The following is a 26,068-nucleotide window of genomic DNA, read 5'->3' on the forward strand; positions in this document are numbered from 1 at the left end:
TCCCGACCTGTCCGACACTCCCCCAGCAAGGCACGGTTCGCCCGCCGTCGTCACCCGGAGCACCGACGAAAGAGGTTCCGTGCAGGACTCCCTGCCCGTCCTGGTCGGCATCGACGTGGGCGGCACCAAGACGCACCTGCGCGCCGTGGCCGGGGACACCCGGGTCGCCGACCACGTCCGCGCGAGCAGCGGCTGGCGGCCGCACGACCCCGTGGCCGCCGCGTCCTGGCTGGCCGGGCTGATCGCCGACGCGCTGCCGTCCGGCCTGCGCCCGTCGGCGCTGGCCGTGGGCGGTCACGCCTGTGAGACCCCGCGCCAGTGCGAGCGGATCCGCCTCGCCCTGCACCTCCACTTCGACGTGCCCGCGCTGGTCGTGGGCGACGCCGAACTCCTGGTGCCCGCCGCCGGGTTGGACCAGGGCGTGGGGCTGGTCGCCGGCACCGGATCGGTGGCGGTGGGCCGGCGCGCCGACGGCACTCTCGTGCAGGTCGGCGGCTGGGGTGCGGCCCTCGGCGACGAGGGCGGCGCGGCCGGGCTGGTCCGGGAGGCGGCACGCGCCTGCTGGGCCGCGCACGACCGCGGCGAGCCGCCCGACGCGCTGGCGGCGGCCCTCCTCGAGGCGTTCGGGGTGCCCGAAGTGCCCGCACTGGGCGCCGCGTTGGAGCACGCCACGGATCCCTCCGCCGCGTGGGGGCGGCACGCGCCCGCTGTCTTCGCCGCCGCGGAGGCCGGCTCGGCGCTCGCCCGCTCCGTGATCCTCGCCGGGGGCCGCTCGCTGGCCTCCCTCGTGGCACTGCTGGCCCGGCGTGGTGTGGCGGCGGACGACGTGGTGGTCGCGGGCGGCACGATCCTCGGCCGGCCGCTGCTCCACGACGCGTTCACCGCCGCTCTCGCCGAGGCCCTGCCGTCGGCCCGGCCGCAGCCGCTGCGGGTGCCGCCGGTCGACGGGGCGGTGGCGCTGGCGCGGTCCCTGCTGGGGGGCCGCAGGCCGTTCCCTCCGGTGACGGCGTGAGCGTTCGCCTGCCTGCCTGAGCGTTCGCTCCTGTGCCGCGGCGGGCGTTTCCGTGCGCGGCGGCGTTCACCCGCAGAGCACGCGGAGATCACCGGGGCCTCCACGGCGGGACACACCGCAGCCCTAGATATTCCCCGGTTCAACTTCTTCCCCTTCTTCTCCCCCTCCTTTCCACGGGCTCGCACAACGGCACATCCCGCCGAAGCGCCCCCGTGGACGACCCCTGAGAGGCACAGGCATGCCGTCACCTGCCGGGCACCCCTCCTCCGTACTGAACCGGCGCGGGTTCCTCAAGACCTCGCTGGCCGCGTCGGCGGGCGTGCTCGCCGCCCCGGCCGTCGCCGCGTGGCTGCCGGCGGCCGATGCCAAGGCCGCCGCCGCCCCGGCCGCGTTCGTGGACGACTACCGGACCAACGTCATCGCCAACCTCACGCCCGAGACCAACGCGGTGGTCCGGATCCTCGGCGGCTTCGCCCAGGTGTGGAAGACCGGCTCCGCCTGGAACACCGGCACCCCGCTGCGCCCCGAGGTGCTGCGCGCCGACATGGACTACTGCGCCCGCGTCACGCGGACACGCACCGACGCGGCTGCGAAGGAGGCGTTCGTCCACGACCGCCAGCACCAGAGCTACGCGCTGATCGCCGGCCTCGGCCCGCTCGCCGGCCTCTACAAGGCGGGCGCGAAGGCCGTCACGTCGATCACCGGCGCGCCCGACGGCACACCCGCGACCACCGTCAGCGACGCCGTGCCCGCGGACGCACCGCCCGGCTCGGCGCTCGGCGCCGGCGCCCACGACTCGGACCTCGGCAAGGTCGCCGAACTGGTCGACACCGTGCGCGGCCCCTACGCCTCCGGCAACCCCGCCAAGTACGCCTACCAGTACCCGCGTCCCTGGCGCCTGACCGAGGACAGCGAGGTCGTCGACACCGGGGAGACGGACGCGTTCGGCTTCCCGGTGTACGACTCGCCGGTGGCCGTGGCCCCGCAGCTGCTGCGCCAGCGCGGCACGTCCCCGGCCGACGACGGCGGCTTCCCGAGCGGCCACACCAACGCCTTCCACCTGGCCGCGCTGGCCTACGCCTACGCCGTACCCGAGCGCTTCCAGGAGCTGGTGACCCGCGCGTTCGAGCTGAGCCACACCCGGATCGTGGCGGGCATGCACCACCCCGTCGACGTCATCGGCGGCCGGATCACGGCCACCGCGCTCGCCGCGGCCACCCTCGCCGACCCCGCCAACGCGCGGCTGAAGGCCGCCGCCCGCGCCCAGGCCCTCGCCTACTTCACCGCACGGACCGGCACCACCGCCGACACGCTGTACGCCTACGCCCACACCGGCACCGACCCGTACGCCGACCGGGAGGCCAACTCGCGCGCCGTCCGGCCCCGGCTGACGTACGTCCTCGCCCGGCGGGGCCGCGATGTGCCGCTGACCGTGCCGAAGGGCGCGGAGGTGCTGCTGGAGACCCGGCTGCCGTACCTGACGGCGGATCAGCGCCGCGAGGTGCTGCGCACCACCGGCCTGCCCTCCGGGTACGTGCTCCTCGACGGCTTCGAGCAGTGGGGACGGCTGAACCTGTTCGCCGCGGCGGACGGTTACGGCGCCTTCGACGCCGGCGTCTCGGTCACACTGGACGCGGCGGCGGGCGGTTTCTCGGCGGCCGACGCCTGGCGCAACGACATCGGCGGGCCCGGCGGGCTGACCAAGTACGGCTCCGGCTCGCTGACGCTGACCGGCCGCAACCGCTACACGGGCGGGACGGCGCTGGCCGAGGGCACGCTGGTCGCCGGCTGCGCGGACGCCCTCGGTCACGGGGACGTCCGGGTCACGGGCGGGACCTTGCGGGTGGCCGGGCGGCTGCGGGTGCGCGGCGCGTACGCGCAGGACGCGGGCACGCTGGAGGTTCCCCTGCGCGCCGGTCACCAGGCGCCGCTGGCGGTGCGGCACCTCGCCGTGCTGGGCGACTCCGCGGTGCTGTCGCTGCGGCTGGACACCGAGCGGCCGCCGGCCGAGGGCAGCACCCTGCCGGTCGTCGACGCGCCCCGGCTGCGCGGCCGGTTCACCGGGATCGAGGTGAACTCCGGCGGGCTGCGGGCCGTACCCGTGTACACGGCAGAAGGTCTGTCGGTACGACTCGTGAAGCGGTGACGCCTCCGGGGGCGGGAGCGGTGCGACAGTAGGGCCATGATCCGGCCCACGACCGCTGCCGCCGCCCCGCGGCCGGTGCCACCGCGGGGCGGATGATGGCGCGCGAACAGCACCTGGTCCTCACCCGTGCGGCTGCCCGCGAGGCCCCGCGACGGCCGGCCCCCGCCCGCCTCCGGGCCCGGCTGCAGCGGCACCGGCGGTGGCTGGTGCCCCTGCTGGCCGCGGTGCTGCTCGCCCAGATGGCCGCGGCGATGGTCACCACGGCCGTCCAGCAGACCCCGACCATCGACGAGCCGGTGTACGTCGCGACCGCCACCGACTATCTGCACGAGCACCGGATCCGCTACAACCCCGAGCATCCGCCGCTCGGCAAGCTGCTGATCGCGGCCGGCGTGGCGGTGGCCGACCCGCACTACGACCCGTCGTACCGCGGCACCCAGGGCGATGTGGGCCGGCATCTGCTCTACGAGTCGGGCAACGACCCCTGGCGCCTCATGCTCTGGGCCCGCCTGCCCGTCATCGTGCTGACCCTGCTGTTCGGGCTGGTCGCCTTCGCGTTCGCCCGCGACCTGACGGGCACGGCGGGCGGCCTGGTGGCCCTGACGCTGTACGCCTTCTCGCCCGACCTGATCGCCCACGGCTCGCTGGCCACCCTCGACGTGCCGATGGCCGGGTTCGTCCTGACGTCGGCCTGGCTGGTGTGGCGGGCCCGGCGCCGGCCCAGGCGGTACCTGCCGCTCGCCGGGGCGGCGCTGGGGGCGGCCGTGGCCACCAAGATGAGCGCCCTGCCGGCGATTCCCGTCCTGATGACCCTCGCCGCCCTGTCCGCCCTGACGGCACACCGGGGACCGGGGCTGCCACCGGGCGACCGTCCGGCCCCTGAGAAGGGCCGGACACCGGGCAGACCCCCAACGGGCGGACCGCACAAGGTCGTCGACCGGGCACGGGACGCCCGTCCGGCCGACCCGCGGCCGGACACGGACACCGGCCGTGAACGTGAGGCGCCGCGGACCGGTGGGCCGGACACCGGCGACGGCCTGGAACCGGACACCCCTCGAACCGGCGGACCGGACACAGGAGACGGCGCGGGACATCAAGCACCGCAGACGGACGGACCGGCCCCACACGACGGCGGGGAGCGGAAAACCGATCCGACCGGCGGACCGCAGACCGGCGCCGGCCGAAAGCGCCGGGCCCCGCACGCCGACGGACCGGACACGAGCGACGCCCGGGAACCCGGGACTCCGCAAACCGGCGGGCCGTACACCGGCGGCGGCCGGGAACGGGACGCCCGTCCGACCGGCGGGTCACCTGTGAGCACGGGCCGGGCCCGGCGCTGGTTGTCCGCGCTCACTGCCCCGGTCGGACCTCGCCGGCACAAGGCACCCGCGCTCGCGGCCCCGGAAGGCGCTCCCCCGCCGATGGGCCTCTCCCCGCACGCCGGCAGGCGCGAGGCCCACTCCCCCCTCGCCGGCCCGGCAGCCGCTCGCCCGCACAACGCCCGGCCTCCGGAGGGCGGCACGGCCGGTGTCCGCCGGCGCGTGGCGGCCCTGTCCGCCCTCGCGGGCGCCCCCGGTGACCGGCGGCGCAGGGTGCTGTCGGCGGTCGCCGGTGCGGTCGTGGTGGGGGTGGTGGCGATCGCCGTGGTCTGGGCCGTGTATCTCGCCGTCGATCCCCGGCTGCGGTTCTCGCCCGTCGAACCGGTGTCGGCCGCGCACGGGCTGCGCGGCCGGCTGGTGGGCCTGCTGCCGGTGCCGGAGGCCTACCGGGCGGGCATGCGGGTGCAGTTCGGGCTGGAGGACCAACCGTGGCAGGGCTATCTGTTCGGGCACCTGTACACCGGTTCCCTCTGGTACTACCTGCCGGCCGCCCTGCTGGTGAAGACGCCGCTCGGACTGCTGGCGCTGGGCGGAGCCGGTGCGGTGGCGGTCGTGGCCGTACGGCGGCTGCGGCCCGCGGCGCCGTACGTGCTGCTGGCGCCCGGGGTGCTGCTCGCGGCGGCCATGACGGGGTCGCGGGACTTCGGGACGCGGTACGCGCTGTTCGTGCCGGTGTTCCTCGCGGTGGCGGCGGCCTGTGTGCCCCGGCCGGGCAGGCGGTGGACGGCTGCCGCGGCGGCCGCGCTGGTGCTGTGCACGGCCGTGAGCTCGCTGCGGACGTTCCCGTACTACCTGCCGTATTCCAACGAGGCCTTCGGCGGCCCGGCCCGCACCCACCGGCTGCTGCACGACTCCAACGTGGACTGGGGACAGGACCTGGGGCGGCTCGCCGACCGGCTCCGGCGGCTCCCTCCGGGCGAGCGGGTGTGGCTGGTGTACAAGGGCAGCGGTGTGCCGTCGTACTACGGCATCCGGGCCGCCGATCCGCGCACGGTGCCGCCGGATCGGGTGCACGGACTGCTGGTGGTGTCGGACTCCGCGCTCGCCAAGGCGCGCGGACGGCTCGCCGAGCTGGTCGGCAGCAGCCGGCCGGCCGGTGACGTGGGCCATTCGATCAGCCTCTTCCGGCACTGAACCTCCTGCTCAACCCGCTGTTCCTGACGGTGGGTGGGCTATGTTGAGTGCTTGTGGCAGACAAAGGAGGCGGACCGGTGCCCTCGCCGCAGCAGGCACGCGCACAGGCATCAGCGATCACGTCCGGCAAGACCGCGCCCACGACCGAGGCGTCCCCGACCTCGCGGCTGAGGGAACTCTTCGACGGCCCCCGTCTGTCGCCGGGCCAGCGGCGCATCGCCCAGTACCTGATCGAGCACATCACCGAGGCCGCGTTCCTGTCCATCACCGAGCTGGCCGACCGGGTCGGCGTCAGCCAGCCCTCGGTCACCCGCTTCGCCGCCGCCGTCGGCTTCAGCGGCTACCCCGCCCTGCGCGAGAAACTGCAGTCGATCGCGCTGAGCACGCTGGCCGGCGGGCCGGGCGAGGAGAACCGGGCCAACGAGCTGCAGGCGGCCGTCGACGCCGAGATCGAGAACCTGGAGTACCTGCGGCGCGACTTCGCCGACCCCACCGAGATCATCCGGGTCGGCCGTGCGCTGTCCCGCTCCACCCCGCTCACGGTCCTGGGCCTGCGCATCTCCGAGTCGCTCGCGGAGTACTTCGGCTACGCCGCCCGCCGCATCCACCCCGACGTGCGGCTGGTCACCCGGGGCGGCAGCGTGGCCTACGACGCGCTGCTGCAGTGCCGGGAGGCCGGCGGCACCTGGGTGCTGGCCTTCGCCATGCCGAGGCACTCCCAGGAGACGCTCCAGGCCGTCCGGGTGGCCCGCGGAGCCGGCCTGAAGGTCGCGCTCGTGACGGACCTCGCCCTCGGTCCGCTGGCCGACGAGGCCGACGTCACCTTCGCCACCGGCACCGGCTCGCGGCTGGTGTTCGACTCCTACGCCGCGCCGGGCGTGATGGCCGCCGCACTGCTGCAGGCCATGACCGACGCCGATCCGGAGCGCACCCAGGCCCGGCTGGAGAAGTACGAACAGCTCTCCGACCAGCATCAGTTCTTCATGAAGGACTGAATGCGGCACATTCCTGCGCCCGTGTGCCGGGTGCGGTGAAGATCTTGCGGTCACCGATGCCACGGACGGGGATCATCCACGACAAATCACGCATGAATGTTTTCATACGTCTTGCAAACCGGACGGCATATATAAATACTGCTCACGGATCGCGCCCGGCCCACTCCGGGCACGTTCCGCACCCGCGGACTCACCGCTCGCACACCGCCCCGAGAAAGCCGACGGACCGCCCATGCGTCAGCACGTCACCACGCAGCGCCGGTCGCCGATGCCCGGGGCCCCCGCACGGACACCCCAAGCCGCCGTCCCCTACCCACGTCGGCGCCCGGGGTGTACCGGGGCGCGCCGTCTGCGCGACGCGCCCGTGGCGGCCCCGGCCATCCCCTAGGCCGGGGCCGCCCCGAACCGTCGGACCACCCTCACGACGCCGCACACCGGAAGCGAAGATCATGCCCCTGACCAGCACGCGCATCAGCCCCGACTGGCCCTGTCAGGTCAAGACGCCGGGCAGTTACGACTGGGAGCGCTCGGCGGCCAAGTGGCTGCGCGAGCTGATCCCCGCGCGCTACGCGAGCTATCCGGCCCTCATCCGCCACCCCGTCCTGCTCGCCCGGCACGCCCAGCTGCAGGTGCAGCAGGAGATCCGGGTGGCCCGGACGGCACTGCAGACGGCCCGGGCCGAGCTGCCGATGCTGGGGCTGCCCGAGTCGGTCATCGAGCACACGATCAAGCTGTACGCCGCCGAGGTCCTGCAGCTGCAGCACATCGCCCGCAGCGTCCGCGCGGTCAGCGAGGCCCTGGCCGGACGCGGCGCGGGCCGCTGCTGAGCCGACGGCCGCCACCGGCGCAGGGACGACCCCCGTCCCTTTCGTGAGGGTTTCTGCGGACGATTCGCGCGCGATTCGTGAGGGTTTCTGCGGACGATTCGCGCCCGCCTTGCGACCGCCAGAGCAAGCCGGCGTGAAGGTCATATGAAAACCGGACCCGGCGGACGAGTGATCGGACGGCCTCGATGTGCCATGCTCGTCGCGTGACGAGCGAGCCCGCACATCCGGTGGACCCCGCCGGCGGCGATCTTGCCGCATTGGCCCGGGTCGTGGCCCGGCAGCGCGCGGAGATGGAACGGCTGCGGGACCTGGCCGCCACATCAGCGGTCCAGGAGCGGGCCAAGGGCGTGCTCATGGCCGTCATCGGATGTTCCCCGGAAGCCGCGCACCAGGAACTGCTGCGGCGCGCCGCGGACGGCAACCGCACGCTCCTCGAACAGTGCTGGCTCACCCTGGGCGCCCTGCCGCCGCCGAAGGAGGAGCCGGCCGGCCCCTCGCCGGCAACCGACCGGGCGTCGCCCGCCGCCCCGGGGAAGGCCGCGCCCAACGGCACGGTGGAGCTCGCGAAAACACTCGGGCACATAGGCCGGGCCCTGGTCCGGGTCGGCACGCCGCACGAGCTGGCCCGGTGTCTGCTGGACCACCTCGCGTCCGAGGCCGGCGCCGACGCCGTACTGCTGTACCGGCGGCTGCCCGAGGGCGGGCTCGAACTGATCGGATACGCCGGCGTCGACGCGACCCTCGCCGCGCAGTGGCGGTACGTCCCCCCGGTCACCGAAGTGGCCGCGCTCGACGCCCTGCGGTCCGGTGAGCCACGGTGGCTGGAGGACCTCTCCGGGCACCACGACCGGTACCTGATCATCGGCGACGCGCCGGAGCGCTGGCCCTCCCGGGCCTGGCTGCCCGTGGCGGCCGGGGACACCGCGCATGTCGTCCTCGGCGTGTGGCGCGGCCGCGGCGGGCCGTTCACCTCGCACGAACGGCAGCTGCTGCGGGCCGTGGCCCGGCTGTGCGCGGGCCGGCTGCGCGCCTTCGACTCCCCGCCGGAGCACGCCGGCGACCATGTCTCCCAGACCGTGCAGGCGGTGTTCGACGCGCTGCCGGGGGCGGCGGTCCTGCTGGTTCCGCTGCGCGCCGCCTCCGGCGAGCTGGAGGACTACCGCATCGCGGCCGCCACTCCGGAAGCGGTCGACGTGTTCGGCCGGTCCGGCCGGGAGATGGTCGGCAGACAGGTCCTGGAGAGCTATCCGTCCGTCGCGGGCGAGTCGCTGTGGCAGGGCTATCTCGAGGCACTGGAGACGGGGGTGCCGTTCGAGAGCGAACCGTTCGTCTACCAGGAGCTGGCCGGCGAGGTGCCCGTGAGCGCCACCTACTCGGTGCGGGCCGCCCCGCTGGGCGAGGGCCTGCTGGTCACCTGGCTGCGGCACGAGCCCGCGGAGCGGCAGGAGCAGCGCCTGGCCGATGTGCAGCGGCTCGGCATGCTCGGCTGGGCCAACTGGAACCTGGTCACCCAGGAGATTTCCTGGTCCGAGCAGACGTACGCCGTGCTCGGCCGGTCCGGCGCGGAGCAGCCGCTCGCGCTGGAACGGCTCCCGGACCTGGCGCTGCCGGAGGACGCGGGCCAGCTCATCCACGCGATCACCGAACTGATCCGCCACGCCCGGCCGTTCGACGTGCCCTTCCGCATCGGGACGGCCGCGGGGGTGCGGCATCTGCGGCTGGTCGCGGAGGCCGTCACCGCGCCGGACGGCACCACCGTCGAGGTGCACGGCTTCGTCCAGGACCTCACCCGGCAGCGGAGCGCGGAACTGGCGCTGGTGGAGAGCGAGCGGGCGATGCTGCTGCAGCGCGGGGTCCTGCAGGCCGAGCGGGCCCTGGCCGCCCGGCTGCAGCACGCCCTGCTGCCGCTGCCGAACAAGCCGGTGCGGCTGGCCGGGCTGCGCGTCGAGGTCGCGTATCTGCCCGCCCAGTCCGGCCTCCATGTGGGCGGCGACTGGTTCAGCGCCATCGAACTCCCGGACAGTGACGCGCTGTTCGTGGTCGGCGACGTGGCGGGCCACGGCGTCGACGCCGTGGCCACGATGGCCCAGCTCAGGTTCACCGCGAAGGGCATGGTCAGCACCGGCTCCTCGCTGACCGGGGCGCTGGAGCGGCTCAACTACCTGCTGCTGCACTCCCGCGACAGCCAGACCACCGCCACCATGGTCCTGGCCCGCTACGACCCCCGGCGGCACGTCCTGGCCTGGGCGCAGGCCGGGCATCTGCCGCCGCTGCTCGTGCGCCACGGCGATGTGCGCTGTCTCGACCGGCCCGGCGGCATGCTGCTCGGCGCGAGCGTGGCCCCCGTCTTCGAGGCGGCGGAACTGCGTCTGGAGCCCGGCGACCGGCTGCTGCTGTACACCGACGGCCTGGTCGAGCGCCCCGGTGAGAGCCTCGACAGCGGGCTGGACCGGCTGGCCGACGCGGTGCGCGCCCAGGGCTGCGGCGAGTCCGATTCGCTGGACGCGCTGCTCGCCACGCTGCTCGCGGAGGAGCGGCGGGACGATGTGTGCGTGCTGGACATCAGGATGCCGCTGGAGGACGTGACGAACGGGGCGGACGCGTCGGGCACGGACAGCTAGGACCGGCGCGGTGCCGGGGGCGTGACGGTCCGCCGGGGGGCGTGGCGGTTCCTCCGGGGGCGCGTGGTGGTCCGCCCGGGGGCGTGACGGTCCGCCGGGGGGCGTGGCGGTCCGCCGGGAGGCGTGGTTCGGGATCAGTCGTCGTTGCGGTGCCGCCAGTACCAGAACGCCCCGACGACCAGGGCCAGCAGGAAGACGGCGGGCACGAGAAGGCCCGGGATGCGGGAGCCGGTCATCGGGCTGGCTTTCGGTCGTGGTGCGGCGGAACACGCGGCCGTCGGCCGCGGGCTGCCATGATGAGGGCGGGCCGCCGCCCAGGGCAATGCCCGGCGTCGGGCTGTTGCCCGGTGTTCGAATCCGCTCACTCCACGGGGTGACCAGCCTCGATGCCGGCCGCGTCGGACAGGCGCAGCAGCGGCCCGCCGCGCCCCTCTCCCCACTGCACGGGGTCCAGGACGAAACCGACGTGGTCGCCGCCGTCGGTGCGGTGGAGGATGGTGCCGACGAACCAGGCCGCCGTGTTCCGGAGGACCACCGCGCCGCCGTACGCCTCCGTCCAGTCCAGGCGCGCGAACTTGTCGATCTCGTCGCCGGTCTCGCCGCCGAGGAGTTCCGCGAGGTCCCGTTGGTCGCGGGTGAGCAGGTGGACGGCGAGGTGCTGGGCGGCCCGGGCGACCCGGTAGGTGTGGTTGGCCTTGGACAGCCAGACGGTGAAGCGGGGCGGCCGGATGGAGCACTGCGAGGCGAAGCCGACCAGACACCCGGCCCGCTCGCCGTCGGCCACGGCCGTGACCACGCACATGTCGGGGTTCAGCCGGCCGAAGAAGCCGTCCATGCGGACCTCGGACCCACGCCCCACGACGCCCTCCGCACCATCCCCGCCGCCCGCGCCCGCCACGCCGCCGTCCGCCGTCGCCGCGGCACGGTCGACGGCCGCCATGCCCGCGGTGGCGTTCACGTCGCCGGTGCCCGCCGTACCGCCCACGCCCGCCGTGCTGTGCGTCCCGTCCACGTCCGTCATGGCCCGCGCTCCCGTCCGCCGCTGCAGCCCGGTCCGGCGCATGCCGGCAGACCCGGGCGCGGCCCGCGCCGCTCTCCCGGGGTTCCCCGCGTGCCGCTCATGAATCGTCCGGGCCGGTCCGCGACTCCAGCGCGCGGCGTGTGTCGTCGCCGTAGACGCCGGTCTCGTCGCCGCTGATGCCGTACCAGAGCTGGAAGCGGGCCACGGCGGCGGTCAGGTCGGTGTCGTAGGCGCCGCTGGTCGAGCCGTTGCGGTAGACATCGGGGATGCGCAGCAGACGTCTCTGCAGTTCGGTGACCTCGGGGCCGGTGTCGCCCTGGCGGAGGGTGCCGGGGCCGTCGGGGTCGGTGGCGGCCGTGGGCGCGAGCGAGACGGTCGGGGTCGGTGCGGGCGTGGTGGCGGGCGTGGTGGCGGGCGTGGTGGCGGGCGGTGCGGTCGTCGCCGGCCGGTGCGCGGGCTCGGTCGCGGCGGCGTCCTGGCGGCCGGGGAGCAGCAGTGCGCAGCCGAAGCCGAGGAGGGCTGCGGCGGCCACGGCCCCGGCGACGGCCGTCCGGCGCAGCACGGCGGTGGTCCGGGCTGGGGCCGGTACGGGTGGCAGTTCCTGTGTCTCGTCCTCGTCCGGGTGCGCCGCCGGTGCCGGGGCGGTTTCCATCTCGCGCATCAGCTCGGCGAGCGCGTCGAAGCGGCGGGGCCTGAGGACCCGGACGGGTTCCAGAACAGGCCCGGAGGGTGGCCGTTCGCGATCGTGCGGTGTCGGCACCTGGCTCTCCTTCCGTCGTCCCCGTGCTGAGATACGACGGCGGGTGTGACGCCGTTCAGGCGCGACCACCCCCACCGCACACGATCGAGATGGTCAACTCCGCAGGAATTATTGAGCGCTTGAGAAAGTGCATGCTAGAAAGCGCCGTCATGACGACTCCTTGGTCACGCCGTGGTTTTCTGACCGTCTGCTCGGGAACCGCTCTCTCCCTGGGCCTGGGCACCCGGGCGTTCGCGGCGTCGGACGAGTTCGCGACGCTCCGGGCGCGGTGGCGCACCCTGATCCTCGGCGAGGGGTTCGACCCCGCCGCCGAACCGTTCCGGAGCCGGCTCGCCGATCTGGGCACGACGGCGGGCCGGTACCGGGCCTCGATGGCCCCCGCTGCCGGCTCCCTGTGGCCCGACCTGGTCTACGCCGACCCGGACCCGGACACCGACCAGGAGTCGTACCGCTACTCGGGCAACATGAACACCAGTTACACCCGGCTGAGCACGCTCGCGCAGGCCTACTGCCTGCCCGGCATTGGACTGACCGGCGACGCGGATCTGCGGGACGCGATCCGCGCCGGCCTGGACCACCTCCACGACGACGTCTACCACCCGGACCGGACCCGGTACGGCAACTGGTACAGCTGGCAGATCGGCGCCCCGCAGGCGCTGCTGGACGTGTGCGTGCTGATGTACGACGCCCTGCCGGCCGACCGGCTCGCGGGCTACCTCGCCGCCGTCGACCACTTCGTGCCCGACTCGGCGGTGGCGAGCTACAGCGGGACGAGCACGGGCGCCAACCGGGTCGACCTGTGCCGGGTGCTGGCGCTGCGCGGTGTCCTCGGGGCGAGCGCGGCCAAGGTGGCGCTGGCCCGCGACGCCCTCTCCCCCGTGTTCCCGTACGTCACCTCCGGCGACGGCCTGTACGCCGACGGTTCGTTCATCCAGCACACCACCGTGCCGTACACCGGCTCCTACGGCTCGGTCATGCTCGGCGGTCTCGGGCTGCTGTTCGCGTTGCTGGCGGGGTCCAGCTGGGAGGTGACGGACCCGGACCGGCAGATCGTGTTCGACGCGGTGGAGCACGCCTGGGCGCCGTTCATCCACAACGGTCTGGTGATGGACGGCGTCGCGGGCCGGGCGATCAGCCGCGGGCTCTCGGCGGCGGACCCCCAGCGGATCCAGCAGGACGACCATCTGCGCGGCCATCCGATCCTCGGCGCGATCGTGCTGCTCGGACAGGCGGCGAGCGCGGCCGAGAACGCACGCTGGCGTGCTCTGGTGAAGGGCTGGATGCAGCGCGACCACTACAGCCCGCCGCTCGCCGACCCGGTGCTGAGCCTGCCGCATCTGGCCCGGCTCAAGGGGGTGCAGGACGACGGGTCGGTGACGGCGGTGGCCGAGCCGGCCGGGCACCGGCTGTTCCCGTCCATGGCGCGGGCCACGCACCGCGGACCGGGCTGGGCGGCCGCGCTGAGCATGGCCGACAAGCGGATCACCCACTACGAGACCGGCAACGGCGAGAACCTGCGCGGCTGGCACACCGGGGCCGGGATGCTCTACTGGTGGGGGGACACCTTCGCCAACGGGCAGTACAGCGACGCCTTCTGGCCCACCGTCGACCCCTACCGGCTGCCCGGTACGACCGTCTCGCGCAAGGCACTGGCCGACGGGGCCGGCGGGGACTGGGGCGCCTCGATGCCGGACGCCGACTGGGTGGGCGGCGCGACGGACGGACACCGGGCGGCCGTCGGGCAGCACCTCAAGGGCCTGCAGTCGACGCTCGTGGCGAAGAAGTCGTGGTTCTTCCTGGACGACACGGTCGTCTGTCTCGGCGCGGGCATCACCTGCACCGACGGCACGGCCGTGGAGACCACGGTCGAGAACCGCAACCTCGGCCCCACCGGCGGCGCCCCCTTCACCGTCGACGGCACGGTCCGGCCCGCCGGCTACCCCTGGTCGGCGACGCTCACCGGGGCGAAGTGGGCCCACATCGGCGGGCACGGCGGCTATGTCTTCCCCGGCGGCGCGACCGTGCGGGCCCTGCGCGACGCCCGCGACGGCAGCTGGAGCACGATCAACAGGGGCGGCGCGACCACGGTCCTGAACCGCAAGTACCTGACGATGTACGTCGATCACGGCACCGACCCGGCGAACGCGTCGTACGCCTACCTCCTGCTGCCGGGCGCCACCGCGGCGCGCACGCGGGCGCGGGCGGCGGACGCCCACTGGCTGACCGTGCTCGCCAATACGGACAACCAGCAGGGGGTGGCCGTCACCTCGCTCGGGTTCACCGGGGTGAACTTCTGGTTCGGCGGAACGGTCGGAACGCTCACCGCGAGCGACCCGTGCTCCGTGATGATCAGCGAGGACGACGACGGCACCGCCGTGATCGCGGTGAGCGATCCGATGGGCAGGCGCACGAGCCTCACCCTGACCTGGCGGCGGGCCGTCGCCGCGGTGACGTCCGCGCCGGGCACGCTCGCCTCGGCCACCACCGGTGCCACGCTGACCCTGGGCTTCGGCGACCTCACGGGCGCGGCCGGGGCCACCCAGCGGGTCACCGTCAGGCTGGGCTGAGCACCTCCCGCACCCCCTGCGCGAACCGGCCCAGGGACGCCGTGAACGCGGCGACGAAGGCGTCCCTGGCGTCCTCCGGGAGGGCGTCAAGGGACAGGTAGGGGTTCAGGTCCTCCAGTTCGACCAGGAGCAGGCCGCCGTCGCGGGTGCGGCAGGCATCGACGCGCTGGATGCCGTGGCCGAGGTCGTTCCAGTCGATGAAGCGCCGGGCGAACTCCAGGTCGGCCGCGGTGGCCGCATAGGGCTTCAGCTCCCAGCGGCGCTCCGGGTCGGGGGCGTACAGGGCGTACTGGAAGTCGTCGTCGACGAAGTAGAAGGACACCTCGTGGACGAAGTCGACGCAGGGCTGGATCAGGACCTCGCCCGTGGCGTGCGCGGCGACCTGGCGGGCGGGCACGATCCGGAGGCCGAGGGAGTCGGCGCCGAGCATCGGCTTGACGACGTACCGCTCGGCGGCCGGCAGCAGGTGCAGTTCCTCGGCGCGGCCGACCGTGGGTATGACGGGGAAGCCCGCGGCGCTCAGGTCGAGCAGATACCGCTTGCCGGCCATGTCCGCCTTGCCGGTGAGCGGGTTGTACACGCGGGCGCCGGTGGCGAGGGCACGGGCGCGGAAGCCGTCGTACGCGCGCGAGTAGCCGAGGACGGGCCCGCTGTTGCGGACGACCACGGCGTCGAAGCCGTCCAGCAGCGCGGCGGCGTCCAGCGGATGGCACAGGGCGAGGTCGAAGCGGGCGCGCAGCCGGGAGGTGAGGAAGATGTCCTCGTCGCAGTAGCGGCGCCCGCGGGCCTCGTACGCCAGATCGGTGACGTAGAGCAGGCGGGGGCGGGCGGCGGGCATACGGGCTCTCCTCGGGCGGGTGCGGCAGGTCCGGCTGCGGGTCGCCGTGCCGACGGTGGGTGCAGAAAGGTTACGTCGGGGTGCGGCCGCCCCTGTGCCCGGCCCGGACCTCCGCGCCCGTTCCCCGGCGTGGGTCTCCGTGCCTGTTCCCCGGCCTCGGATTCCGAGACCTGCGAGGTATATGTCCGGCTCTGGCTCGCACAGCACTCAGTTCCCCCGCAAGGCGACTCGAACTGCACTGAGTGTCACCCAGCACCGTTCGGGTGCTACGTTCCCCTCCATGAGCTCCAGCAGCGCGGCGCCGGCCGCGAAGCCGCCGATGCGCGATGCCCTCGTCGCGGCGGCCTTCCAGCTCTTCCTGGAACGCGGGTACGAGCAGACCACCGTGGACGACATCGTGGCACTGGCCGGGGTCGGCCGGCGTTCGTTCTTCCGCTACTTCCCCTCCAAGGAGGACGTGGTCTTCCCCGACCACGAGCGCTGCCTGGCCGACATGACCGCCTTCCTCGCCGCGAGCGGGGAGGAGCACGAACCGGTGCGCCGGGTGTGCGACGCGGCCCGGCTGGTGCTGGGGATGTACGCGGAGAACCCGACGTTCTCCGTGCAGCGCTACCGCCTCACCAAGCAGGTGCCGGGCCTGCGCGCCTACGAGTTGTCGGTGGTGTGGCGCTACGAGCGCGCACTCGCCGAGTACCTGCGCGGGCGCTTCGCGGGCCGGCCCGACGGGACGCTGCGGGCGGATGTCATCGCGGCCGCGGTGGTCGCCGCGCACAACAACGCCCTGCGCTCCTGGCTGCGTTCGGACGGCCTGGGCGATGCGGGAGCGGCGGTGGACCACGCACTGGGCCATGTGCAGCGGGTGTTCGGGCACGCGGCCGAGCCCGCCGCGGCACCCGCGCGGTTCGGTCCGCTGCCGCCCGGCGAGCCCGCGGGCGGCCCCGAGGACGTGGTGGTGCTGGTCACCCGCCGGGATGCCCCGCTGTGGCGGGTGGTGCAGGAGCTGGAGGCGGCGCTCGGCCGGGCCTGACCGCGCCCCTCCGTGAAATAGGGGTACGGAGTGCCTTTACGAGTGACACTGAGTGCCATACTCTGTCGGCGTGCACGGTGGCACGGCCGCCGCGCACGCGTGTGCCCGGTGCGCGCCGGACACGCGGGATTCCGGCCGAGCGCAGGGAGTTGACCAGCGTGTACCACTACTCAGCAAACGTCTCGCATCCGGCGGCCGGCTCCGCGGCGGGTGTTCTCGACCCCGTCCCCGCGGACTCCAGGGACGCCATCGTCTTCCAGCGCTGCACCTGGTGCGGCACGGCGATGTACCACCGGCTGCTGTGTCCGGTGTGCCAGGGCAGCGAGCTGCGCACCGAGCGCAGCGAGGGCGTCGGGACGGTCCGGCACTCCACCGTGGTGCACCGCAACACGCCCGCGGCGCGCAATGTCTCGCTGATCGAGATGGCGGAGGGGTTCGTCGTGCGCGGCCGGGTCATGGGACCGCCGGTCGGCATCCACAGCGGCGACCGGGTCCGGCTGTCCACCGCCCAGGATCCGGTGCGGGGCGAGCCGGTCTTCCAGCTGCTGGACGAGCCGTACCGGGGCGCCTGGGCCTGACGGCGCGGCATCGCCCTTCGCGTCGACGCCCGGTGAGGCCGGGGCGCCGGGTGACGGCCTCGCCGGGCAGGCCCCCCGGCCCTCACTCCTCCGTCAGGGTCACCCGGATGCCGACCGTGCCGTCCAGCCCGCGCCGCAGCCGGCTGCCGAGCAGGGTGAGGCGGCCGACGATGCCGTACTTGCGGGCGATGAGGTCCCGGTAGCGGGCGGTGGTGGCGGCGTCGGTGATCTCAGCGGTGGCCGGGATCTGGTCGCCGGTGGGGTTGCCGCGCAGGTCGCAGGGGCCGACGAGGACGTCGGCGCGGCGGCGGATCCGTTTCACCTTGAAGCTGTCGGCGGCCGTCCAGACGCCGAGGGTGTCACCGTCGCGGACCACCCACACCGGAGTGGCGACCGGGGTGCCGTTCTTGCGGTGGCTGGTCACCAGCAGGTACTTGCCGGAGCCGAGCCGGTCCAGCCGCGTGTCGTCCATGCCCGGCAGTCTAGGAGGCCGCCCCGCCCGGCAGACCGGCTCGGTCAAACCCTCGCGAGACCCGCGTGGTCAGGTCAGGGCCGCGGCCATGCGCCGGACCCCCTCGGTGAGGATGTCGGGCGAGGTCGCCAGGTTCAGCCGTACGTGCCCCGCGCCGCCGGTGCCGAAGGACGGGCCCGGGCTGAGGGCGACCCGGCCGCGGTCGAGGAAGACCTGCGCGGGATCGTCGCCGAGGCCGAGGGCGCGGCAGTCGAGCCAGGCCAGAAAGGTGGCCTCGGCAGGGTGCAGGCGGCTCGCGGGCAGGTGCTCGGCGAGCAGGCCGGCGAGCAGGGTCCGGTTGGCCTCCAGTCCGGTCAGCAGGGCGTCCAGCCAGCCGGTGGCCTCGGACAGGGCGGCGGTGTGGGCGATGACGCCGAGGTGGCTGGGGCCGTGGCCGACCTCCTCGGGCAGCCGGCCGAGGTCGGTGGCGGCCTTGGGCCCGGCGAGGGCGAGGGCGGCTTTGAGGCCGGCCAGGTTCCAGCCCTTGGACGCCGACATCAGGGACAGGCCGCGTTCGGCGCCGGGCACGCTCAGGTACGGCACGAAGGTGACGCCCGGGGCGACGAGCGGGGCGTGGATCTCGTCCGCGACGACCCGGACGCCGTACCGCTCGGCGAGATCGGCGACGGCCGCCAGTTCGGCGGCGGTGTGCACGGTGCCGGTGGGGTTGTGCGGGCTGCACAGCAGGTAGGCGGCGCGCCCGCCGCCGCCGGTCGCCTCCCGGAAGGTGTGCTCCAGGACCGCCAGGTCGATTCGCAGGTCGGCGCCGAGCGGGGCCTCGGCCACCCGGCGGTCCATGTGCGTGACGAACTGGAAGAACGGCGGATACACCGGCGGGTTGACGATCACCGGATCGCCGGGCCCGGTGACCAGTTTGATCATCTCGACCACGCCGAGCATCACGTCCGGAACGATCGCGGTGCGCTCGACGGCGATCCCGTCCCAGTGCCAGCGTTCGGCGGCGAACGCGGCCAGCGCCTCGGCGTAGGCCGTGCCGGCGGGGTACCCGGTGTCGCCGAGGGCGAGCGCGTCGGTCACGGCCCGCACGACGGGTCCGGCGAGGGGTACGTCCATCTCGGCCACCCACAGCGGCAGCACGTCCTCGGGGTAGGTGCGCCACTTCATGCTCGTACGGCGGCGCAACTGCTCCAGGCCGAGGGCGTGCAGCGGGTCGGGGGCGCCGGGCGGGGTGTGCGTTCTGCGGCTCATGGGGCTCACGATAGGACCGCGTGCGGGGCGCGGGAACGACCGGATGACCCGGGTCGCGAGCGGAGATCAACTCGGGCGTCTACATTGCGTCTTGAACGGTGTATCCCTCGTCCGGCAACTCATCCGCACCCAGGAGCTGACCCCCGTGACAGACAACCCGGCAGCCACCGACGACGTGGCCGTGTCGCTGCGTGCCCGCATCAACACCAGCCAGCCGCACACCGCCCGGATCTGGAACTACTGGCTCGGCGGCAAGGACAACTACGAGGTCGACCGCGCGGCCGGCGACCAGATACGCCAACTGCACCCCGGTATCGGGGAGTACGCCCGCGCCGACCGGCTGTTCCTCGGCCGCGCCGTGCGTCACCTGGTCGGCGAGGTGGGCATCCGGCAGTTCCTGGACATCGGCACCGGGCTGCCCACCGCGGACAACACGCACGAGGTCGCCCAGCGGATCGCGCCCGAGTCGCGGATCGTGTACGTCGACAACGACCCGCTGGTCCTCGCGCACGCGCGTGCCCTGCTGACGAGCACGCCCGAGGGCCGTACCGACTATCTGGACGAGGACCTGCGCAACGTCGACGCGATCCTCGAACACGCCGCGAAGACACTGGACTTCAGCCAGCCGGTCGCACTGATGCTGCTCGGCGTGGTCATCTTCATCGGCGACGAAGAGGACCCGTACGGGCTGGTGCGGCGGTTGACGGACCGGTTGCCGACGGGCAGCCACCTGGTGCTGTCGCACACCGTCACCCATCCGGCGATGCCCGACGTGGACGAGGCGGTGAAGTTCTGGAACGAGCACGGCACCCCGAAGCTGACCCAGCGCACCCCCGAGGACGTGGCCCGGTTCTTCGACGGCCTTGAGCTGCTGGAGCCCGGTGTGGTGTCCTGCTCGCGCTGGCGCCCGGACGACGACCAGGGGGGCGAGCCGGAGGAGGTCGCGATGTTCGGCGGGGTGGCCCGCAAGAACTGAGCGAGGCTGGTGGGATCCGGCAGGCGCCGAGCCCTTCGGAGGGAGGGGGATGCCGCGTACGGTGACCCGGGCGGTGGCGGATCCGGCCGCCGCGCTGAGCCGGGCGGTCGGCAATCCCGCCCATGCTGAGCCCGGCCGGGAGACGCAAGCGGAAGTGAGCCCCCGAGAGCCGAGCCGGGTGGAACAGCCACCGCGAGAGCCGAGCGTGCCATGAGGCGCCGCGGCGAGAGCCGAGCACGCCACGAGGCACCGCGGCGAGAGCCGAGCACGCCACGAGGCCCCCGCCAAGCCGAGGGCGGCACAGGGGATCCCCGCGAAGCCGAGCGCGGCACAGGGGCCCGCCAAGCCGAACGCGGCGCAAGGGATCCCCGCGAAGCCGAGCGCGGCACAAGGATTACCGCCAACAGCCGAACGCGGCGCAAGGGATCCCCGCGAAGCCGAGCGCGGCACAAGGAACACCGCCAACAGCCGAGCGCGCCGCGAGGGGCCCCGCGGGAGCCGGGGCCGGCCGCCGGAATCCGCGCTGTCGGTGAACGCCCGGGCCGTGGCCCGCGTATGGAGGTGCGGGCCCTCGACGATCCGAGGGTTCCGCGCCGCCGGTACGGGCGGTGCGCGTCGGTTCGGCTTCGGGAGCCCTGCATGCGGCACGCACGACGACGGATCGTCAGGCGGGTGACACGTCTGGCGGCGGTCGGCGGACTCCTCCTGGGCGGCGGGATGGTCGCCCAGGCGGCCATGGCGAGCGAGACACCTCCGGCCGCCGCCAGACCGCTCGCCTCGGCGTCCGGCGCGTCCGGCGCCGGGGACACCGGGGCCGCGCTGGTGGCCCGGCTCGGCACGGCACGGACCGCGGGTGACTGGATCGGCGCCGACGGGCGGCCGGTCGTCGCGGTGACCGACGAGGCGGCGGCGCGCGAGGTGCGGCGTGCGGGCGCCGAGGCGAAGGTCGTGTCGCACAGCATGAACGAGCTGAAGTCCGCGACGGCGGCGCTGCGTTCGGCGCCACGCGTGGCGGGCACCGCGTGGGCGGTGGACTACCGGACCAACCGGGTCGTGGTCAGCGCGGACAGCACGGTGTCCGCGGGCGACTGGTCCCGGATGAGCCAAGTGGCGGCGAGGATAGGGAGCTTCGTGCGGATGGAGCGCACGAAGGGCACGTTCACCACGCGGCTGAACGGCGCCCAACCGATCCTGTCGACCGGCGGCCGCTGCTCGGCCGGGTTCAACGTGACGAACGGGCAGAGCGACTTCATCCTCACCGCCGGTCACTGCGGCCCCGCCGGGTCGACCTGGTTCGCCGACAACCAGGGGAACCAGCAGCTCGGCCGGACCGTGAGCAGCACCTTCCCCGGCAACGACTTCTCGCTCGTGCAGTACGCCTCCGGCAAGGCCGGTGACGGCGCCGACGTCGTCGCGATCGGCGGCGGCAACGGCGTGCGGATCACCGGGCTCGCCGACGCGGCCGTCGGGCAGCGGGTGTTCCGCAGCGGCAGCACCAGCGGACTGCACGACGGTCAGGTCACCGCGCTGAACGCCACCGTCAACTACCCCGAGGGGACGGTCACCGGGCTCATCCAGACCAATGTGTGCGCCGAACCCGGCGACAGCGGCGGGCCGCTCTTCTCCAACGGGATCGCGCTCGGCGTGACCTCGGGCGGCAACGGTGACTGCACGACCGGCGGGACGACGTTCTTCCAGCCGGTGACGAGGGCGCTGACGGCGCTGAACGTCAAGCTGATCGTGTCCGCGCAGAACGCCGGTGGTGCCGCCGGGAGCGCGGCCCCCTCCCCCGCGCCGTCCGCCGCGGCGGCGCAGGGCGCGGTGGCACCGAGCGCGGCCTCGCCGGGTTCCGCGGCACCGGTGACGGGCACGCAGGGCCGGACGCTGCTGGCACGGCTGACGGACACCCGCAACATCGGTCCCGGGCTGCTGGTCATCGCGGGCAGTCTGATCGCACTGGTCGCGACCCGCTACATCAGGGCCGAGCAGGACCGCAAGGCCTATCAGCGGTACTACTCGGCGACCTGGGGCTGACGCGGGCGACGGGTGGGCGCAGAAGACATACGAAGGGAAGACATACGAAGGGCACCCGTGCTCACGGGTGCCCTCAAGGTGCGGCGGGTGTGCGCGAGGTCGGTCAGGCCGCCCGCTGCGACGGCGGGGTCGCGGCGGCCCACTCCATCACGAGGCGCTGGTACTCCGCGCGCTGCTCGGTGGTCAGTGTCCCGCCCGCCCGGCGCCACAGGGCCCTGATCTCCTCGTTGACCTCCGCGGCCGATCGCGCAGAGCGCTCGGGGGCGGCTTCAACAGTGGTGGACATGCTGTGAAGCATATGCCGATCGAGGTGAAGGCGCTGTGAGTAAGTGCACTCGATAGGGACATTACGGACGTGGTGCTCATCACGTCGATGTGTCAAGCGTGAGGCGGCAGTTCATACCGGGCCCTCACCCAGTACGAGCACCTGGATCGCCAGCACCGCGGCGCCGCGCGCCCAGTCGTGGAAGTCGGAGACCTTCGTCTCCAGGGCCACCGGGTCGGCCTGTGGATGGCGGTGGGCACCGATGGTCGCACGGACCGTGTTCCCGGCCACATCCATCAGGCCGACGCCCTCTCCGGCCAGCAGGATCTTCTGCGGCATCGCGAAGTTGGCGATCTGTGCGACGAGGGTGCCGAGGGCCCGGGCGGCCTCGTCGATCACCCGGGAGGCCATGGGCTCGCCCGCGGCGGCGCCGGCGAGGATCTCCTCGTAGGCGGTGTCCCGGCCGGTGGCGGCGCGGATCTGGTACTCGATGCTGGGGATAGTGAGCAGGGACACGGCGCTGCCGCGGGTGCCGTCCGGGGTGAGCGGGCCGTGCGCGTCGATGATCCAGTGGCGCCCGAAGCCGCGGCCCTCCTCCGCGAACGGTACGCGTCTGCCGCCGAGCACCAGCCCGTAGCCGATGCCGGCGCCGATGGTGAGGACGGCGAAGCGGTCCAGGCCGCGGCCCGCGCCGAACCAGGTCTCGGCCTCGACCAGGGCGGCCACGTCGTTCTCCACGACGACCGGCAGTCCGGTGTGCTCCCGGACCAGCGCGGCGAGCGGTACGTTCCGCCAGCCGAGGAACGGCGACTCGGCGACCACCGACCGCTCGCGCACCAGGCCGCCCACGCCGATGCCGATGCCCGCGGGAGCGGGACGCCCCTCGGCCAGGGCGGCCGCCATCCCGGCGAGCAGCGCGGCGACGGATTCCGGGTCGCGGCCGGTGAGCGGCCGGTCGAGGCTTCCGGTCACCTCGCTGCGCAGGGTGGTGACGACGCCGTAGACCATGTCCCCGGTGATCTTGAACCCGAGGAAGCAGCAGGCGTCGGCCACGACGTCCAGCGGCTGCGAGGGACGGCCCTGACGCGCCTGGGCCGGTCCGGCCGCCTCGGGGGCCTCGGCCAGCAGCCCGGACTCCAGGAGCGGCTTGGTGAGCCGGGTGAGACTGCCCTGGGAGAGCCCGAGGCGCCGGGCCAGTTCGGTGCGGGACAGCGGCCCGTGCACGAGCACCTCGATCGCCACGGAGCGCTCCGCGGGGCTCAGCGGCCGCCAGCTGGTCATGAACCCGACCCTTCTTTTTCTTCCGACTCAGAAGCAATCAGCCTGACTCTATCGCCAGACGATCCGATCGAGAACCCTTACTCACACCTCTTGACCGCCCGATTCTTTTGAGCCAAAAGTAATCAGCATGACTTTCTCTCTCGGTATCGTCGGCGCCGGACAGTTCTCCGGTCAGTTCGCGACACTCTTCCAGGCCCACCCCGGCGTCCGTGACGTCCATGTCACCGACCTGCTGCCCGAGCGGGCGGAGCGGCTCGTCGCCGCGCAGGGTCTCGCCGGCACCTTCCCGTCGTACGAGGCCATGCTGGAGTCGCGGGCGGTCGACGCGGTCGCGATCTTCACCCAGCGCTGGACGCACGGCCCGCTGGTCCTGCAGGGCCTCGGTGCGGGCAAGCACGTCTACTCCGCCGTTCCCATGGCGATCACCACGGACGAGATATCCGCGATCATCGACGCGGTCCGGGCGACCGGGCTGACGTACATGATGGGTGAGACCAGCCAGTACAACCCGGCGACCGTGCACGCCCGCAACCAGATCGCCCAGGGCGCCTTCGGCCGGCTGTTCTACGCCGAGGGCGACTACGTCCACGACATGGACCTCGGCTTCTACGAGGCGTACCAGTACAGCGGCGGCGAGAACTGGAAGGCGACCGCCAGCTATCCGCCGCTGCTGTACCCGACGCACTCGGTGGGCGGGGTGCTCGGGGCCTGGCAGACGCACGCGGTGAGCGTGTCGGCGATCGGGGTGCGGGACGAGCGCGGCGACGGCGTTTTCGATCGTTCGGTCAGCCAGTTCGACAACGACGTGTCCAACGCGACCGCGCTGTTCGAGGTGGCGGGCGGCGGATCGTTCCGCACGAACGAGTTCCGGCGGGTCGGCTACCCCTCGCACATCCGCGAGTCCCGGTTCCGGTTCTTCGGTACGGAGGCCAGCATGGAGCAGCTGGCGACGGTGGCGCTGTGGCAGGACAAGAACGGGGTCAAGGACATCAGCGAGCTGCTGGAGCCCAAGCCGACCCTGGCACCGGACGATCCGTCGCTGGCGCACATCGCGCCGGAGCTGCGGGCCGCCTTCACCTCGGGCTCGGCGCCGGTGCACGACCGGGCCCGGCTGCCGCGGGAGTTCGACCAGCTGCACAACGGCCACGAGGGCAGCCACCACTTCCTCGTGGACGACTTCGTCACCGCGGTCAACACCCGTTCGCTGCCCACGGTGAACGCCTGGGTGGCCGCCCGCTACACCCTGCCGGGCATCATCGCGCACGAGTCCGCGCGGCAGGGCGGTCTCCGCCTGGCGATCCCCGACTTCGGGGACGCGCCGCAGGAGTGACGGTCCGGGCGGCGACGGCCGGACGGCCGGGGCCGGCCGCCCGGGTGCCGCTCAGGTGCCCGGCTTGCGGCCGTAGACGAAGACGTCGTCGCCCGTCCTCAGCAGCGACCAGTACGCCTTGGCGTCCTTGGTCGTCATGTTGACGCAGCCGTGCGAGCCCGGCGGGTTCCACATGCTCAGGTTGACCGAGTGGAAGGCCTGGCCGCCGTCGAAGAACTGGCTGTAGGGCATGGGCACGTTGTAGACCGTCGAGACGTGGTTGATGTCCCGCCAGTAGATCTTCTTCAGGCCGGTGCGGGTGGCGTAGCCCTTGCGGCCGGTGCGCACGGGGACCGGTCCGTAGACGAGCTTGTTGCCGTCCTGGATCCAGCTGAGCTGGAGGCTGAGGTTCACGCAGGCGATCCGGCCCTTGTTCACCGGGCACTTGCCGTCCTTGTTCGGGTTGTTCCCCACGGCCTTCTGCTTGTTCATCAGGTCCATCACGCCCCAGGTCACGGACCCGGCGTAGCCGATGGCGGGCGTGATGCCGTGCTTGTTCTGGAAGGCCTGGATGGCCCTGCAATCGGCGGCGGACTGCTTGCCGTCGACCGGCCGGCCGAGGAACTTCTCCACCTGCTTCTGGTACGGCCCCGTCTGCGTGGTGCAGCTCGCGGCCTGGGCCGGGGCCGCGGTGAAGGCGAGTGTGAGCGGCGCGACGAGTGCCGTGACCCCCAGCGCGACGACGCCCCGTCTGCGTGTGTCCCCCATGTCCAACCCTCTTCTCCCCTGTTCGCCCAGGGTCTGCCCCGGGTGCTCCCCTGCGCGATTCCCGCGATGTCGGACTGCTAGACCTGCGCGGGGGTCCGGGGGTTGTGGTTCCGGTCAGGCTGTGACGAAACGGTGAACTTCCTCGCCGCGCAGCCGGCCGGCGGGGAGCCCGCGGCCGTACGCGATCAGCAGGAGGTCCTGTCCACGGCCGTACAGCGGCGCGCCGGAGCCGAAGGACCAGTCGAGGTCGTCCGCGCACAGCCGTACGCCGGTCAGGTCGGTGCCGAAGACGCGGAAGGCGCGCGGGTCGATCGCGTCGAGCAGGATCCGCAGCCGGTCCTGCGGGATGTCGCGGTCCAGGCCGAGGGCGACGGTGACGTCCAGGCCGTGCACGACGTCGTGGCCGAGGGCCGCGGCGAGACCGCCGACCGGGGGCGTCCAGGGATGCTGGGCGTGGGTGCGCAGGAACCCGGCGAGTACGGCGTCCGGGTGGGCGACGGCGTCGCTGCGGGCGAGCCGGTCGGTCATGCGGTGCAGGCTGCCCCGCGCCTTGACCAGCTCCAGCAGCACCCGCGTGGTCGGATGGCGGAACCCCATCGACATGTGCGCCACGACCTCCCGCACCCGCCAGCCCGCGCACAGACTGGGGGCGCCCCACTGCCCGGGCGTCAGCGTCTCGAAAAGATCGGCCAGTTCTCGACGCTCGGCGGCGATGGCGGCGGCCGTGGCGGCCCTGTCGGTGGCGGTGTGTGGTGCTTTCCCCATGTGTCCAGGGTGTTGGCGTCGCGGCCGGAAGTCCAAGACATGATC

General features: G+C 73.5%; 21 protein-coding genes. 12 read left to right on the forward strand and 9 right to left on the reverse strand.

All coding sequences use genetic code 11. The annotated features are described in order from the left end of the window. Nucleotides 1-79: 79 nt before the first annotated feature. The 6 genes from ABB07_RS02660 (at nt 80) to ABB07_RS02690 (ending at nt 10,114) form a co-directional block, all read left to right on the forward strand. On the forward strand, nt 80-1,012 hold the full coding sequence (locus ABB07_RS02660; protein WP_208897041.1) for an N-acetylglucosamine kinase: 933 nt from the start codon (nt 80-82) through the stop codon (nt 1,010-1,012). Nucleotides 1,013-1,250: 238 nt separating this feature from the next. After that, nucleotides 1,251-3,158, forward strand: a complete 1,908-nt coding sequence (locus tag ABB07_RS02665) for a phosphatase PAP2 family protein (RefSeq protein ID WP_208897042.1) — start codon at nt 1,251-1,253, stop codon at nt 3,156-3,158. Between the two features lie 92 nt (nt 3,159-3,250). Next, entirely contained in the window at nt 3,251-5,671 is a 2,421-nt protein-coding gene (locus ABB07_RS40495) for an ArnT family glycosyltransferase (protein ID WP_244189192.1), read from the forward strand. Between the two features lie 77 nt (nt 5,672-5,748). Then, complete coding sequence (locus ABB07_RS02680; protein WP_208897043.1) at nt 5,749-6,666, forward strand: MurR/RpiR family transcriptional regulator; 918 nt, start codon at nt 5,749-5,751, stop codon at nt 6,664-6,666. 449 nt (nt 6,667-7,115) lie between these two features. Then, nucleotides 7,116-7,493, forward strand: a complete 378-nt coding sequence (locus ABB07_RS02685) for a hypothetical protein (RefSeq protein WP_055703415.1) — start codon at nt 7,116-7,118, stop codon at nt 7,491-7,493. A 185-nt stretch (nt 7,494-7,678) separates the two neighbouring features. After that, nucleotides 7,679-10,114, forward strand: coding sequence for a SpoIIE family protein phosphatase (locus tag ABB07_RS02690; protein ID WP_208897044.1), 2,436 nt, complete (start codon nt 7,679-7,681; stop codon nt 10,112-10,114). Nucleotides 10,115-10,475: 361 nt separating this feature from the next. Here ABB07_RS02690 and ABB07_RS02695 read toward each other — a convergent pair whose 3' ends face one another. Next, nucleotides 10,476-10,949 carry a flavin reductase family protein gene (locus tag ABB07_RS02695; RefSeq protein WP_208903243.1) on the reverse strand — a complete coding sequence of 158 codons (474 nt, stop codon included), beginning with the start codon at nt 10,947-10,949 and terminating at the stop codon, nt 10,476-10,478. Nucleotides 10,950-11,232: 283 nt separating this feature from the next. After that, the gene (locus ABB07_RS02700; RefSeq protein ID WP_208897045.1) at nt 11,233-11,895 is read right to left on the reverse strand and encodes a peptidoglycan-binding domain-containing protein; all 663 of its coding nucleotides are present in this window, start codon (nt 11,893-11,895) and stop codon (nt 11,233-11,235) included. Between the two features lie 149 nt (nt 11,896-12,044). Between ABB07_RS02700 and ABB07_RS02705 the strand changes: the two genes are divergently transcribed. Next, nucleotides 12,045-14,462 carry a polysaccharide lyase 8 family protein gene (locus tag ABB07_RS02705; protein ID WP_208897046.1) on the forward strand — a complete coding sequence of 806 codons (2,418 nt, stop codon included), beginning with the start codon at nt 12,045-12,047 and terminating at the stop codon, nt 14,460-14,462. Here the strand turns inward: ABB07_RS02705 and ABB07_RS02710 are convergent. Continuing rightward, nucleotides 14,449-15,300 carry an ATP-grasp domain-containing protein gene (locus tag ABB07_RS02710; RefSeq protein ID WP_208897047.1) on the reverse strand — a complete coding sequence of 284 codons (852 nt, stop codon included), beginning with the start codon at nt 15,298-15,300 and terminating at the stop codon, nt 14,449-14,451. The genes ABB07_RS02705 and ABB07_RS02710 overlap by 14 nt on opposite strands. A 280-nt stretch (nt 15,301-15,580) precedes the next feature. On the opposite strand from ABB07_RS02710, the gene ABB07_RS02715 reads away from it, so the two are divergent. Beyond that, nucleotides 15,581-16,327 (forward strand): TetR family transcriptional regulator, encoded by a 747-nt coding sequence (locus tag ABB07_RS02715; protein WP_208897048.1) that lies wholly within the window; start codon nt 15,581-15,583, stop codon nt 16,325-16,327. Between the two features lie 158 nt (nt 16,328-16,485). Then, the gene (locus ABB07_RS02720) at nt 16,486-16,905 is read left to right on the forward strand and encodes a Zn-ribbon domain-containing OB-fold protein (protein ID WP_208897049.1); all 420 of its coding nucleotides are present in this window, start codon (nt 16,486-16,488) and stop codon (nt 16,903-16,905) included. 82 nt (nt 16,906-16,987) lie between these two features. On the opposite strand, the gene ABB07_RS02725 is transcribed toward ABB07_RS02720, so the two are convergent. Both ABB07_RS02725 and ABB07_RS02730 read right to left on the reverse strand, forming a co-directional pair. Beyond that, nucleotides 16,988-17,377: a PPOX class F420-dependent oxidoreductase gene (locus ABB07_RS02725; protein ID WP_208897050.1), complete on the reverse strand. Its 390-nt coding sequence runs from the start codon at nt 17,375-17,377 to the stop codon at nt 16,988-16,990. Between the two features lie 69 nt (nt 17,378-17,446). Further along, the gene (locus tag ABB07_RS02730) at nt 17,447-18,625 is read right to left on the reverse strand and encodes a MalY/PatB family protein (RefSeq protein WP_208897051.1); all 1,179 of its coding nucleotides are present in this window, start codon (nt 18,623-18,625) and stop codon (nt 17,447-17,449) included. 145 nt (nt 18,626-18,770) lie between these two features. Between ABB07_RS02730 and ABB07_RS02735 the strand changes: the two genes are divergently transcribed. Beyond that, nucleotides 18,771-19,601 (forward strand): SAM-dependent methyltransferase, encoded by an 831-nt coding sequence (locus tag ABB07_RS02735; protein ID WP_208897052.1) that lies wholly within the window; start codon nt 18,771-18,773, stop codon nt 19,599-19,601. 639 nt (nt 19,602-20,240) lie between these two features. After that, entirely contained in the window at nt 20,241-21,635 is a 1,395-nt protein-coding gene (locus ABB07_RS02740) for a S1 family peptidase (RefSeq protein WP_208897053.1), read from the forward strand. Nucleotides 21,636-21,738: 103 nt separating this feature from the next. On the opposite strand, the gene ABB07_RS02745 is transcribed toward ABB07_RS02740, so the two are convergent. Further along, nucleotides 21,739-21,933, reverse strand: coding sequence for a hypothetical protein (locus ABB07_RS02745; protein WP_208897054.1), 195 nt, complete (start codon nt 21,931-21,933; stop codon nt 21,739-21,741). Nucleotides 21,934-22,032: 99 nt separating this feature from the next. Further along, nucleotides 22,033-23,181, reverse strand: coding sequence for an ROK family transcriptional regulator (locus ABB07_RS02750; protein ID WP_208897055.1), 1,149 nt, complete (start codon nt 23,179-23,181; stop codon nt 22,033-22,035). Between the two features lie 127 nt (nt 23,182-23,308). Between ABB07_RS02750 and ABB07_RS02755 the strand changes: the two genes are divergently transcribed. Continuing rightward, nucleotides 23,309-24,511, forward strand: a complete 1,203-nt coding sequence (locus ABB07_RS02755) for a Gfo/Idh/MocA family protein (RefSeq protein ID WP_208897056.1) — start codon at nt 23,309-23,311, stop codon at nt 24,509-24,511. Between the two features lie 51 nt (nt 24,512-24,562). Here the strand turns inward: ABB07_RS02755 and ABB07_RS02760 are convergent, their stop codons facing one another. Together ABB07_RS02760 and ABB07_RS02765 are read right to left on the reverse strand one after the other, a co-directional pair. Then, entirely contained in the window at nt 24,563-25,258 is a 696-nt protein-coding gene (locus tag ABB07_RS02760; protein ID WP_208897057.1) for a L,D-transpeptidase, read from the reverse strand. Nucleotides 25,259-25,372: 114 nt separating this feature from the next. Then, nucleotides 25,373-26,023, reverse strand: coding sequence for a maleylpyruvate isomerase family mycothiol-dependent enzyme (locus ABB07_RS02765; RefSeq protein WP_208897058.1), 651 nt, complete (start codon nt 26,021-26,023; stop codon nt 25,373-25,375). Nucleotides 26,024-26,068 lie beyond the last annotated feature (45 nt).

It is taken from the genome of Streptomyces incarnatus (assembly GCF_001027185.1).
Taxonomy (GTDB): domain Bacteria; phylum Actinomycetota; class Actinomycetes; order Streptomycetales; family Streptomycetaceae; genus Streptomyces; species Streptomyces puniciscabiei.